Source organism: Maribacter algarum (ex Zhang et al. 2020) (genome assembly GCF_005885635.1).
Classification (GTDB): Bacteria; Bacteroidota; Bacteroidia; order Flavobacteriales; family Flavobacteriaceae; genus Maribacter_C; species Maribacter_C algarum.
In genome coordinates this window covers 110264-123248 of record NZ_VATY01000006.1, presented here as the reverse complement: position 1 = coordinate 123248, position 12985 = coordinate 110264, and the positions used below count along the sequence as shown (strand labels likewise).

The 12985-nt window shown below is 34.7% G+C and carries 9 protein-coding genes and 1 tRNA gene; 3 read left to right on the top strand and 7 right to left on the bottom strand.

Features of this window, described 5'->3' with window-relative positions; translation table 11 throughout:
* The 3 genes from der to FEE95_RS21050 all read right to left on the bottom strand — a co-directional run bounded on the left by der (position 1) and on the right by FEE95_RS21050 (position 3746).
* On the bottom strand, positions 1–1305 hold the full coding sequence (gene der, locus FEE95_RS21060; protein ID WP_138660021.1) for a ribosome biogenesis GTPase Der: 1305 nt from the start codon (positions 1303–1305) through the stop codon (positions 1–3).
* 205 nt (positions 1306–1510) lie between these two features.
* Positions 1511–2395, bottom strand: coding sequence for a GTPase Era (era, locus tag FEE95_RS21055; RefSeq protein ID WP_138660020.1), 885 nt, complete (start codon positions 2393–2395; stop codon positions 1511–1513).
* The gene (locus tag FEE95_RS21050; protein WP_138660019.1) at positions 2382–3746 is read right to left on the bottom strand and encodes an alanine/glycine:cation symporter family protein; all 1365 of its coding nucleotides are present in this window, start codon (positions 3744–3746) and stop codon (positions 2382–2384) included. Before FEE95_RS21050 ends, era begins: the two co-directional genes overlap by 14 nt.
* A 298-nt stretch (positions 3747–4044) precedes the next feature.
* On the opposite strand from FEE95_RS21050, the gene FEE95_RS21045 reads away from it, so the two are divergent.
* From FEE95_RS21045 to FEE95_RS21035, 3 genes are all read left to right on the top strand, one after another.
* A tRNA-Met gene (locus tag FEE95_RS21045) sits at positions 4045–4117 on the top strand.
* A 54-nt stretch (positions 4118–4171) separates the two neighbouring features.
* Positions 4172–5578, top strand: a complete 1407-nt coding sequence (locus tag FEE95_RS21040) for a tyrosine-type recombinase/integrase (protein ID WP_138660018.1) — start codon at positions 4172–4174, stop codon at positions 5576–5578.
* A gap of 1 nt (position 5579) precedes the next feature.
* Positions 5580–6392: a hypothetical protein gene (locus tag FEE95_RS21035; RefSeq protein ID WP_138660017.1), complete on the top strand. Its 813-nt coding sequence runs from the start codon at positions 5580–5582 to the stop codon at positions 6390–6392.
* A 286-nt stretch (positions 6393–6678) separates the two neighbouring features.
* On the opposite strand, the gene FEE95_RS21030 is transcribed toward FEE95_RS21035, so the two are convergent.
* From FEE95_RS21030 to FEE95_RS21015, 4 genes are all read right to left on the bottom strand, one after another.
* Entirely contained in the window at positions 6679–9042 is a 2364-nt protein-coding gene (locus tag FEE95_RS21030; protein WP_171037108.1) for an SUMF1/EgtB/PvdO family nonheme iron enzyme, read from the bottom strand.
* A 367-nt stretch (positions 9043–9409) separates the two neighbouring features.
* Complete coding sequence (locus tag FEE95_RS21025) at positions 9410–10753, bottom strand: class I SAM-dependent DNA methyltransferase (protein ID WP_138660015.1); 1344 nt, start codon at positions 10751–10753, stop codon at positions 9410–9412.
* Positions 10754–11887, bottom strand: a complete 1134-nt coding sequence (locus tag FEE95_RS21020; protein WP_138660014.1) for a phosphoribosyltransferase-like protein — start codon at positions 11885–11887, stop codon at positions 10754–10756.
* A 191-nt stretch (positions 11888–12078) separates the two neighbouring features.
* On the bottom strand, positions 12079–12774 hold the full coding sequence (locus FEE95_RS21015) for a phosphoribosylanthranilate isomerase (RefSeq protein ID WP_171037107.1): 696 nt from the start codon (positions 12772–12774) through the stop codon (positions 12079–12081).
* Between the last annotated feature and the right edge of the window lie 211 nt (positions 12775–12985).

Sequence of the window (12985 nt, the reverse complement as noted above, 5' to 3'; positions counted from 1 at the left end):
TTATTTCTTCCGCATAAAAATCGATATTGGCACTCCCATAAAATCAAACTCCTCACGAAGCTTATTCTCTAAATAACGTTTATAAGGTTCGCGAACATATTGAGGAAGATTGCAGTAAAAAGCAAATTGCGGATAATGCGAAGGTATCTGCATGCAAAACTTAATTTTCACAAATTTACCTTTGTACGCTGGTGGCGGGTAATGTTCAATAATAGGTAACATGGTATCATTGAACTTGCTGGTGGGTATTTTTCGACTTCTATTCTCGTAAACCTGAACAGCAGTTTCAATTGCCTTGAAAATGCGCTGTTTCGTCAATACAGAAATGAAAAGAATAGGTACATCGACAAAAGGCTCAATGGCTTGTTTTATTTTTTGGGTATACTGCTTCATGGTATTGGTTTCTTTGTCTTCTACCAAATCCCATTTGTTGACCAAAATTACAATGCCTTTGTTGTTGCGTTGTGCTAGCCAAAAAATATTTGCTACTTGTCCGTCAAAACCTCGAGTAGCATCTACAAGAAGTAAACATACATCTGCATGTTCTATAGCACGAACCGAGCGCATTACGGAGTAAAATTCCAAATCTTCTTTGACCTTTGCCTTACGCCGGATTCCTGCGGTATCCACTAAGTTGAATTCAAACCCAAAGCGGTTGTATTTGGAATCAATACTGTCCCGCGTAGTACCAGCAATATCTGTTACAATGTATCTATCTTCTCCTATCAACGCATTAATAAAAGATGACTTTCCTGCATTTGGTCGTCCAATAACTGCAAATCTTGGTAATTCGCTTTCATCCTTCTCACTTTCAGGAAGCACCTCAACCAATGCATCTAACAAATCGCCTGTTCCGCTACCGTTGATACTTGAAAGGGTGTAATAATCCCCCAATCCCAAAGAATAAAACTCGACAGCATCTTCTGCTCGTTTGGCGTTGTCTACTTTATTTACTGCTAAAAAAACAGGTTTATTAACACGTCTGAGAAGTTTTGCCACGTCTTCATCCATTCCTGTAACTCCATCTTCAACATTAACCATAAATATAATGGCATCGGCCTCCTCAATCGCTAATTCTACTTGCTTATCGATTTCTTGTTCAAAAATATCATCACTTCCTAATACATATCCGCCCGTATCAATAACTGAAAACTCCTTACCGTTCCAGTCACTTTTTCCGTAGTGACGATCGCGCGTAACACCACTCACGGCGTCAACGATAGCTTCGCGTCGTTCGATTAGTCTGTTGAAAAAAGTGGATTTCCCTACATTCGGCCTTCCCACAATGGCTACGATAGCACTCATGTTTTTATTTTTGGAGGTGCAAAAATACTGCTAAATTATTGAAGTACTAGGTTTTACTTGATAATCAAGATTTAAATACTCCGAGGCCTGCCTACCGGACAGGCAGGTTTGCCTCGATTTTAAGGTTAATCCCCTACGAATGTCTCAAGGGCTTGCTCTAAAATAGGTTACGCAGAGATGAAACAATAATCGAAAGGGTTTTCGACTAATTATTATATCCAAAGCGTTTCAGCTGTCTGGCATTACTCCGCCAGTTCTTATTCACTTTTACATAAAGTTCCAAATGCACTTGTTTTCCGAAGAACTTTTCGAGGTCTTTTCTGGACTCTACTCCTACTCGTTTTAGGGCACTTCCTTTGTGACCGATAATAATCCCTTTTTGAGAATCACGTTCCACCATTATTACCGAACGCATTCGAATGATATCCTCATCTTCAAAAAACTCCTCAGTATCTACCTCCACGGAATATGGAATCTCTTTTTTATAATGAATCAGGATTTTCTCCCGAATAGTTTCATTTACGAAAAACCGTTCGGGTTTATCGGTCAATTGGTCTTTTGGATAATAGGGAGGTACTTCAGGAAGCAACTCAATAATACGCTCAAAAACCCCTTTTACATTAAAATTAGACAATGCAGAAATTGGATGTAACTCAACTGTAGGGAGTATTTCTTGCCAATATTGCGCTTGTTCTTCTAACAATTCTTGAGTTGCCGTATCTACTTTATTTAGCAAGAGTAAAACAGGAATCTTACTATTCTTTATCTTTTCAAAGAAAGCTTCATCTTTTAAAGCCTTCTCCCCTATCTCAACCATGTACAACAAGACATCAGCATCTTCAAAGGCAGATTTCACAAAGTTCATCATGCTAGACTGCAACTCGTAGGCGGGTCTAATAATTCCTGGTGTGTCAGATAAAATTACTTGAAAATCATCCCCATTAACAATACCTAAAATACGGTGTCTTGTAGTTTGGGCCTTTGATGTTATTATGGATAATTTCTCTCCCACGAAAGCATTCATCAAAGTAGATTTACCCACGTTGGGGTTTCCGATGATGTTAACAAATCCTGCTTTATGCTCTGCCATCTTTCAATTGTTTAAAATACTCCCTCGCTTTTTCATTCACTTTAGGAGCCAACAAAAGTACGGCAATCATATTCGGAATTACCATCAAGGCGTAGGATAAATCAATCAAGTTCTTGACCAAATCAAGTGACGCCACAGCGGCAAAAATTATCATGGCTACAAAATAGACGTTATACAATTTTCCAATTTTCGCATTGGTTAAAAAGGACAAACTTTTTACCCCATAATAGGAATAGGTGAAAAGCGTGGACAAGGCAAAGGCGGTAACTATTATCATTAACAAATCGTCACCAAATCCAAAAAGTGTAGTTTCAAAAGCGGATAAAGTCATTACGATGCCACTGGAATCTTCTAAATAAGCACCACTCAAAATAATGACCACTGCAGTCATGGTACATACCAATATGGTGTCTATAAACGGTCCCAAACTTGCTACCAAACCTTCCTTAATAGGATTATCAGTCTTCGACTGCCCGTGATACATGGGTGCGCTTCCTAAACCTGCTTCGTTAGAGAACATAGCACGTCGCACTCCTATTATAACCAAGCCCCAGAAACCTCCAGTTACAATAGTATCAAAATTCCATGCTTCGGTAATAATCATTTTTAAAGAAGGAAGTACTTGTTGAGCATTCAAAACCATAACAACAATTACGGCAATCAAATAAACTAAAACCATAAAAGGAACAATCGCAGAAGCTACCTTGGCTATTTTGGTCAAGCCTCCAAAAATTACGAAAGAAGTTATTATTGCCAGAACAATACCAACGCTCAATTTCCAATTTAATTCGCTCATTTCGAAAAGTGTACTCGATGGCTCAATAACGCTCATAAAGGTCTCGGTAAATTGGTTAGCTGTAAATACACCAAGAAACCCAAAAAGCCCACACACTGCAAAGAACCCAGCCAATGGCTTCCACTTTTCACCCAAACCTTTAGTGATATAGTACATGGGACCACCTTGAACTTTTCCTTCAGAATCAACCCCACGGTACATTATCGAAAGACTGCACGAGTAAAACTTTATACACATACCAATTAAAGCGGTCATCCAAATCCAGAAGACAACTCCGGGACCTCCATCATGTATTGCAATGGCAACCCCAGAAATATTGCCCAAGCCTACGGTAGCTGCTACCGCTGCAGAAAGGGCTTGAAAAGAGCTGACATCTCCTTTAGCATTTTTATCGTCATATCTTCCTGCCGTAATGGCGATAGCATGACCAAAAAAGCGATAAGGTAAAAACTTGGAGTAAAAAACTAAAAACAAACCGCCAACTATCAGCAGCAAAAACATAGGCCATTCGGTAAACGGAATGGTTCTTGAGAGAAAATCATTGATTGCTTCCATAGAAAAGTATAAGTCCGAAGGTATGGATTTTAACTAATTGTTCGGTTTTGACAAAGAAAAATATTCCTGCAACAAGTCTTGATAAAACAAAGAAACCGTTGTATATTTGTCGCCCGTTACAAATAGTAGCGCGCCTTTATCTCGTCAGCTTAATGACCTGAAGTTGCAAAAACAAGTGAGATAAAACCCATATCGCGGGGTAGAGCAGTACCCTTCGACTTCGCTCAGGACAGGGTACCTACTCAGCCTGAGAATTGAAATGGGAAATTAGTGTAGCGATGCACTTTCTAACATACATCGCGGGGTAGAGCAGTAGGTAGCTCGTCGGGCTCATAACCCGAAGGTCGCTGGTTCGAGTCCAGTCCCCGCTACTAGGCCTAAGGCCATTAAAACCAACGGTTTGTATGCGTACAAACCGTTTTTTTATGCCTTCTATTTCCGTACTTTTACTAAACGTATACGAAAACGTATACGGTTTCAACATGAAATCGAACTATTCAGAGCCTAAAATCTACACTGGGGGAATTGATCCAAAGCAATGGTCAAAACTCTCCAAAGCCGACCAGAGAAATGCTTTGAAAAAGGATTGGTATCTCTATTACTCCTTTCGCGATCCCAAAACAGGGAAACTTAAAAGACAATCGCCCATAAAGGGAGGTGCCAATCGATTCCATAACAAAAGGGATAGATTCGGGTTTTTAAAAGTTCTACAGCGTAATCTTCTAATATTGCTCGATGCAGGGTTCAGTCCATACTCTGACAATACCGAACTCATGGATAAGTTCTTCAATAAAAAGAATGACCACAACAACCAAATTGTTGCCAAAACAACAAAAACTGTTATATCATCTCCCAAAAACGATAAATCAAGTGAAGAGGAGCAAAAAGAAGCAACAAAAACTGTCGAAACAGCAACAAAAGAGGTAACAACTTCCGTGGCGGAAGCCTTTGAACTAGGACTTAAAATCAAAAGAAGAACACTCAACCAAAACTCATACCCCAAATACAAAAGCACCATACTCCGTTTTCAAAAATGGTTGAATACCAAGGGCATTATCCAAATAGAAGATGTCACCAAAAAAGCAGTTGTTGAATACCTGAACATAGTTTTAGAGAATACCTCAGCCCGCAGTAGGAACAATGCAAGAACAAACCTGAGTTCATTGTTCACCACTTTGGAAGACAACGAAATCATCAGGGAGAACTTTATACACAAGATAAATGTACTTAAAACAGTCCCTGAACGAAACAAGACTTTCACCCCGCAACAAATAGTAGGAATAAACAGTTATTTGGATGAACACGACCCCCTACTGAAGCTGTTCATCCAGTTCATTTCCTATAATTTTTTAAGACCCATAGAGGTCTGCCGTTTGAAAATCGGGGACATCGATGTTTTGGACAGAAAAATATATGTTCGTGCCAAGAACAAACCTGTAAAGATCAAGATCATTCCAGAAATATTGTTGGCAAAACTACCTGACCTTGTTAAGATGGACAAAAATTCAGATTTGTTCACCCCATATGAAATAGGAGGGGTTTGGGATACTTCAGAAACCGATAAGAGAAATTACTTTTCCGGTCGCTTTAAAAAGGTAAAAGACAATTTTGGACTTGGAAAGAATTATGGTCTCTATAGTTTCAGACATACCCATACCACAATTTTATATCGAGAATTGGCAAAGACCTCGACTCCTTTGGAGGCCAAAAGCAAATTAATGCTCATTACAGGCCATACAACATTAAAAGCTCTGGAAGCCTATCTTAGGGATATCGATGCGGTATTGCCACAGGACTATTCCCATTTATTCCAAGAACAACAAAAAGGGTAATATGAAGTATTTTGGTTCAATAGAACAGGAACAATACAAAAAACTATCGGAACAGGAACAGGGGGAATACCTGTTTTCCAAGGGACTGTTTGTCCGAATAGACAGCTTCACCCTACCTATGGATGGAACACCAGTTCCTATTCTCAGGTCCGAAACAACAAAACAAATAGTCCCGAACAAAATAGTACAACAAGAGTTCTATTCATTCATCCTTCAACAATATGAACCGCTCATTTCGAAACAATTCTACAATTTCTCCATAACCTTCAATGAAGAGAAATATGGGCTGAAAAAATCGAAACAGAAGCAAATCGCGTTAAAGTATTTCAAATTTTATTTTGACCAGATAGCAACAAAAGGTTTGAGGGTCATAAGCGAACAGAAGTTGGAAAACGGGGAAATTGTTTTAGAGAACATGAACAAACTTCCCTTTTTAGAAACAAAACGCAACGCCCTGAAAAGTGATTTAAGCAAAACTATTGCATTGCAACAATTTCTCTTCGGCAACAAAGGATATTTTGTTGCAGAACTCATTGAAGAAATTGATATACTCAAGGAGGTCATAAAATTGGAAGGTGCCTATAAAATCCTTTCCAGCTTGAATGGTAAGTACAATTTTGAACAAAACGAAACCTACCCGATGGTTGAGAAGAACAACCAACAAAAAGTCACCACTAGCAACAACAATAAAACCATTGTTGAAAAGCCTGATCCGGATTTCGAAGAAAGGATTCTAAAAAAATCACCAATAGTTTCTGATGAAGAGGCAATTGAATACTTATTGCAATCTGTTTTTGGGAAGGTTAAGAGTTAAGACAAAGGGTTGTGAAATTTTTTCGGTTCCTAAATTATTAGGGGCATTCACAGAGTACTTGTCGCAACAAGCTGACACACAATAGGTAATCTAGTTCTACTCCGGTATTTTCCACTCAGTAAATAGGGCTCTTAGAGAAATAGGAGGTTTTATTTTTGAAAATTGCGCTCTTCTCACACTCTTTTCCTTTTTTCTCAAACCTTAACAATTGAAATGCCAAGTGGCATTCGTTATTCCGGAACATAGCGAGCTAAAAAATAGAACTTATGCTAGCAGTAAATAAAATCTAATGTAATTCTTTACAGCATCTGAATCCAACTGCATTGCTAAATGTCAAGATTTTGGCAATACCTTTAGAAGATCCTTTTATAGCACGTAATGGATTATCAAAAGATCCACCGCAAATTACTACCTTGCTGTAGTCCTCACTTACCGTTGAAGAATATTCCCAAATATTTCCGCACATGTGACGAATACCAAAATCCGATTTGTTTTTTTCGAAAGTGTCTTTTCCCACAGGATTCCCGCCTCTAACATTACCTGATTTATCAAAATGGTCTTTCCATTTATCATATACAACCAATAATTCATCAGCCCAATAATCTGCAGAATTTGCCGCGGATATTTCTACAGAATTGCCCCAGGAAAATAAGTTGCCATATTTTCCTCTAGTTGCGCATTCCCATTCAAAAGAGGTTGGCAATCTCTTCCCCATAAAACTAGCATAAGCATAAGCACTCCAGTAGGAAAGGCAAATAGCGGGATAATCCAAGAATTTCTCATCAAAAAAATAATCCTTTTCCTTTAGCCGAGTATATTGTGGTGTGTGTGAAAATCCTGTGGGTTGTAAACTATGTTCAAATTCCTTGATATCAAATTTCTTTACCGCTGATAAAAACTCGTTATATTCTTTAACGGTAACAAAATATTCATCAAAAATCAGATTTTTATCTAATTTTCTAATTTTTGTATTGTCATACTCTCCTGTAACATAGTAACCTTTGTCCACCAATAATTCACTAGGATGATATTTATTAAAAATATTAAAATAGGATCTATCATTATTCATTTCGTTAATGTAGATTCTTATTTCGTCTGAAATGGATATACAGTCATCAATTAAAACCGGATTATTTACATAGGCAAGGGCAAACATAAATTCTAAATAATTTTTATGCTTAAATTTAATTTTATTCTCTCCAAATTCGACAAACAACTCCCGAAAAGCCATATTTTTCAATGACGGAATATTATCAATAAACAGGTCTTGCCCAAAAAAAGTGAACAATTGAAGAAGTTCAAAATGCAAAACATTCTTTTGATATGATTGACTAAAATAATTAACGAAATCCTGAAATGTCTTACTGTTGGATTTTACCAAATCATCGGCAAGTGTAATTAAGTAGTTGTATATCAGTTTTGATTTTGAAAACTTGTTATTTTTAAAGCTAAATGAGGTTAAGGACTGATTGATTGGTATATTTTCAAGCAGACGATATTCCAATGGTGTAATCGAGATATCATTAGTTTTCGGAATTTCCCGTGACAGTTTTAAATGTTTCTTGCTAACTTCGATTTCCTTTAATTGAATATCATTCAATTTTAATATTTCAAAATTGGGAAGTTGAAGAGGATCAAGCCCGACAGAGTTTAGCTCAGTAGCAATTTTATCCGAGATTAAAGCCTCTTTGTTTAATAATTCTGAAATATGTTTCGAGGACATTAAAAAGGATAATCTCGAAGTAATTATAATCTTAGACTTATGAGTAAATAATTTAGATATTTCTCCAAAAACACTAATAAAGTCTTTAATATCAAATTTATCAAAAACCTCGTCTAACCCGTCAAAAATTAGAATAAGTCTGCCGTAGTTATTTAAAAAATAAATAACATCAAATATTTCATTTGCCTGCAGGTCAAAATAGTTTGATGTATTACGAATTATGAAATCTTCTATTTTTTCGCCCAATGTCATTAAAGAAACATCGAAATAAATAGAATATTTGCTATCATTATGATTTGAACTGATTTTTTTTAATATGGATCTACAAATGAAGCTTTTTCCTCCCCCAGGTTTAGATAAGACAAATAAATTACCTCTTTCGGAATTTAAAAATTCTTCAAGTATGAGATTAATATCCGATGTAGATACAATTTTAAATTCTTGTTTGTCAGTGATATATGATAATAGTTCGCCAGAAAGTTCAACAAACTTTTCATCACCTAAGTTATAGTCTATTATTCTTAAATTTTCTAAATAACGATTATAGTCTAAATACTTGCTGACAAAGGAATCTAGGGTGAACACGTCCTTAGGAATTTGTTGAGCAATAGAATAATTATCCGTCAAGATAAAACTTGTTTTTAATGGGTAAGTAGTTTCTAAAATACTCTGTTTACTAGTTTGAATTCCTTCTAATACACGTAAATTATCAGAAATAACAACTTCAATATACTCGTGTTTGAGACCAGTCTTCTTTTCAAAAAGTAGGTAGGCTGATTCTTGATTAAATTCGATGAATTTAAATAGCCGAAATTTCAAAATTTCAAAAAATTCTACAAGAAAAAGTGTTTTTTTAGTTACGTTTTCATTTAGTCTAAAACTATCAGATTCTATAAGATTATTCTCAGATTTAGAAATCCATTTCAAAATTTCGATAAATTCAGAAAATACATCAATCGCTCCATCAACATCAATATTACCCCAATCCCCCTTTTTTTCGAGTATCTTCTTTTGAGTTTTTTCGAAAGATTTAATTATTGACTCAAAAGATGGGTATTTCTTGATTAAAACCGATGCGTTTTCTAATTGAAAATCATTAGGTAGTTCAAGGTTATTCTCAAATGTCCAATAGTCGAATAGTTTATTCAGAACATCATTGATCCAACCTACTGCGAACTCCGGATAACCATCCTTTATACTAGAAATAGGTCGTTGAAAGGATTGCCCTAAAACATCTTCTATTTTTTTATGCTTGGCTAACTCAATTTGCAAAGATTGTAATAGGTGGTTTGGTTTACTCATTATTCGTTTTTCTTCCTTTGACTACAACAAATATATCATTGAACTTAAGAATGTTTTCATTCTTATATTTACTTTCCATTTCATTAATTCCATTTTCTATTTCCGAATCAGTAAATTCTGATAACAGTGACATATATCTATTTCTAACCATAGCAAAATATTTTCCTTTTTCAATTTCTAATGGATACTCAACGAAACTTACTTCCGTAAGAAACCCAGATGTTTTCATTCCTTTTTCTATTTCTGAATAATGAGGTTGATTCTCTTCGTAATATTTGATTGCTTCTGTAAAAAGAGGGTATTCAATTTTGGGAGGTAAGAGTAAGATGATAAAAATGCCACTTTTATTTAAATTATTATAAATGTTATCATACAGCCTTTGCCTACCTCTTTTTACATGATGAATCATTTCCTTTATAAAAACTTTATCATATTGGAGTTTTAATTCTGAAAATTGAATGGCACCTTTATGAAATAAAGTATAAGACGGTCCATCATTAATTTTAGATAACATTTTTTCAGATATGTCCGTGCAAATAATAGGTTTTTTAAGGCTAACTTGCTGCCTTATTGCTTTCGAATATATGCCTGTTCCACATCCGAAATCCACAATAACATCAGTTTCCTTAATTTCTAAAAGAGAAATTATGTTTTTAGTAATTTCAGTGACAAAATCCTTGGAATAAGTCCATAATTCGTCATAATTATCTGATATACTGTCATAATGTTTTTTAGTTTTTCTGGTTAATTCGGGAGGGTAATCTTCAATGAAAATTAAGTCTTTTTCGATTTTAACAACATATGTTGCCAAATTTTTATCTGACTTTAAATCAGAAACAAACCGGATTTTATCTCCTATCTCTAATGTTCGAAAACCTTCCGTAAGAATGTGCGAGTAATTGCAGTAATATGTATTTTCATCTTCCCCTTTGATAGTATATTGGCTACCTTCATTATCCCTTAAATCGCGATTGACCACCTTACCATACATATATGGTGTATTGATTTTTTTTTCATTTTCTATTCTTTCCTGATTTTGCGTCTTCGATTTCTCCTTTAACAAGTCAAAAATCATATCAGTTGATATTTCATTTGGTTGAAAATCCTCCTTTTTAGAGTAATTTACTTTTGCTTGATAGATTTTTTTGATGATTCTATTTAGTTCATTTTCATATTTTTCCAACTCATCTTCCAAATCTTTAATTTTCCTTTTGCAAAGCTTTTTCTTATCCGGGGTATTCGCGATACTAAGCTCAACCCTCCAATCCTTTAGGTGAATGCTTAAATCATCCAATTCATGTTCGATACTCGCTTTTCTTCTTTCCCAATAATCCATTTAGTTATATTTTCCAATTCTTTGTTCGACTTCTAATATCATTTGATTTAATCTTTGAATTTCGAGTTTACAATGTTTTTTTTCACTTGGAATTTGGGAAATCGATAATTTTTGCTTCCATTCTGAAACAAGCTCTTCCAACTCTATCAATTCCTTATATGCAATTTCCTTTCTCCGAAGCTCACTTTTTGATTCTGATTTAGAAGTATTGGTTTCTGTTGGTACGTCTTTATATTTGGTAACAATTTCTCCTACGTCACTATTAGTAGCTGATTTCCTAGGTTTTTTTTCCTTGAATTTTTTCCGCTCCCATATGGGCCTCCATATTACTCCTTTTTGTTTTTCATTAAAGGTACTAGCCCAGATAATTGGTAATGTGTTATTAGGAGCATTGTGAGGAAAAACAAGTAGAGATTGCGAATTGTCATATCCCAATGGATGTTTCGGAAACAATATCGAGCCATATTTTTCACATAAGTTCTCTAACCTATTTCTTGTTTTTAGATCTTTAAAAACATAAGAATTACTTCCAAAAGCCATTTCTTCATCAGACAGAATTTTTGCTGAAAGTACTAGTTCAAAATTAGCATTAAGATTCAAGTATTCGAGCCCAGATTCAAAACCAAAAAGGGTGAAGTAATAGCATTTTGCTTTTTTATTGATAAGAAATTCGTTAAAAAATTTTGTTGCTTGACGTCCCGATCCGATAATATCGTCAATAAAAACAATTGAAATATCAGTATCTAAATAACTGATAAAACTGTCTTGTTTAAAGTTTTTAGACGTTAATCCAAGCGTTTTATAGTACTCATATAAATACATACTTCCGCTCGAGGCTGAAAAAGAGCCTAATGGAAAGAAAAGTACATTGTCAAAGTCCTTCCCAAATATATGGTCAATTTCGTTTGAAACAATTTCAATTAGGCCTTTGATTTTATGATACTGAATGTATTGTATTTTAGAGAGTATTAAAAGGGCATCCTTTAATTCCGATGGTTTAAAATTATCAAACCAAATAATAACCTCACTTATCCTAGAATTATATAAATCAGTTTTTTTTTGAAAGCCCCAGCTTCGAACAATTTGGCCAATTTGTTTTAAATTATTTCCTATGAATTCCTGATGTGGTGTCATTCGATTTAATTGAAAATTTTAACAAGTTAATTTTTTTCCCTCTTTTAAGAGTTAGGAATTTTTAAAATTGTTAACCCAACTATTTAATTCTACTGGAAATCTTAACCTTTTTAATTTAAAACTTGTTCATGATTTCTTGCATCAAATTTGACAATGCCGCTACTACGCTTTTTTGAAATAGACAGTAAATTTCATAATTCATTTAATTTTAGTATGTTCTGGAGTTTTTTTATCTCGTCTATGTTTTTGATTCCCCTTTCTAGGCTTACCCCGGTCATTAAATCAATCATGTTTGGTTTAACAAGATTAACGGAATGGAGAACATTATTCGTTGTTAAGCCGCCTGCAAGTACTACTGGGATTTTTAAAGAATGTAAATACCCAACCACTTCTTTACTAATATTCCAATTATGGGTTTTTCCTGATCCTCCTCTTGCGGAATCAAGCAAAAACGCATCTACCATTTTGGTAAATGGAAGTGCATTTAAAAGAATGGAATTAACATTATCTGTTTCCTGTATTTTAATTGTTTTAATAAATTCTACTTTGGTATAAGTGTGGAATAAAAATTTTAATGTTTCAGAAGAAATTAATGGATTTTGAAGCTGAATTGCATTTGGCTCTGTCTTTTCTATTATACTAATAATTTCTTCCTTATCAACTGATTTAATCAAGACCACCGAAGTCATATCATTTGGAACCAAATTAATCAGATTAGCTACCTCCATTAAGCTCAGTTTATCAGATGGATATCTTCCAAATCTATCTCCAAGCAAGAAACCAACTGCATCTATACCAAGATTGCTACAAGAAATTATATCTTGTGGACGGGTCACACCACAAATCTTAACCTTTAATTTATTGTTCCCCGCTTCGAATAAACCCACTTCTATAAATATTTACTTCAATTGTTTTTGATATTATTTTGCTTTAGGTCCGCTCTGCAATATTCGTAATAGCCCAATTTTCATATAACTTAACCTTTAGTTATTAACTCTTTACAAAAGGTGCAATTTGTAAAGAGTTGCCTTTTTTTAAAAGCCCCTTAATACTTCAAATTTTTATGTTTCCATTATACATAATGTAGAGGTCAGCTAC

What these genes read in the sequence shown, in the direction of transcription:
- der (WP_138660021.1), bottom strand. Translation starts at nt 1,305, where the DNA reads ATGAGTGCTATCGTAGCCATTGTGGGAAGGCCGAATGTAGGGAAATCC.
- era (WP_138660020.1), bottom strand. Translation starts at nt 2,395, where the DNA reads ATGGCAGAGCATAAAGCAGGATTTGTTAACATCATCGGAAACCCCAAC.
- FEE95_RS21050 (WP_138660019.1), bottom strand. Translation starts at nt 3,746, where the DNA reads ATGGAAGCAATCAATGATTTTCTCTCAAGAACCATTCCGTTTACCGAA.
- FEE95_RS21040 (WP_138660018.1), top strand. Translation starts at nt 4,172, where the DNA reads ATGCCTTCTATTTCCGTACTTTTACTAAACGTATACGAAAACGTATAC.
- FEE95_RS21035 (WP_138660017.1), top strand. Translation starts at nt 5,580, where the DNA reads ATGAAGTATTTTGGTTCAATAGAACAGGAACAATACAAAAAACTATCG.
- FEE95_RS21025 (WP_138660015.1), bottom strand. Translation starts at nt 10,753, where the DNA reads ATGGATTATTGGGAAAGAAGAAAAGCGAGTATCGAACATGAATTGGAT.
- FEE95_RS21020 (WP_138660014.1), bottom strand. Translation starts at nt 11,887, where the DNA reads ATGACACCACATCAGGAATTCATAGGAAATAATTTAAAACAAATTGGC.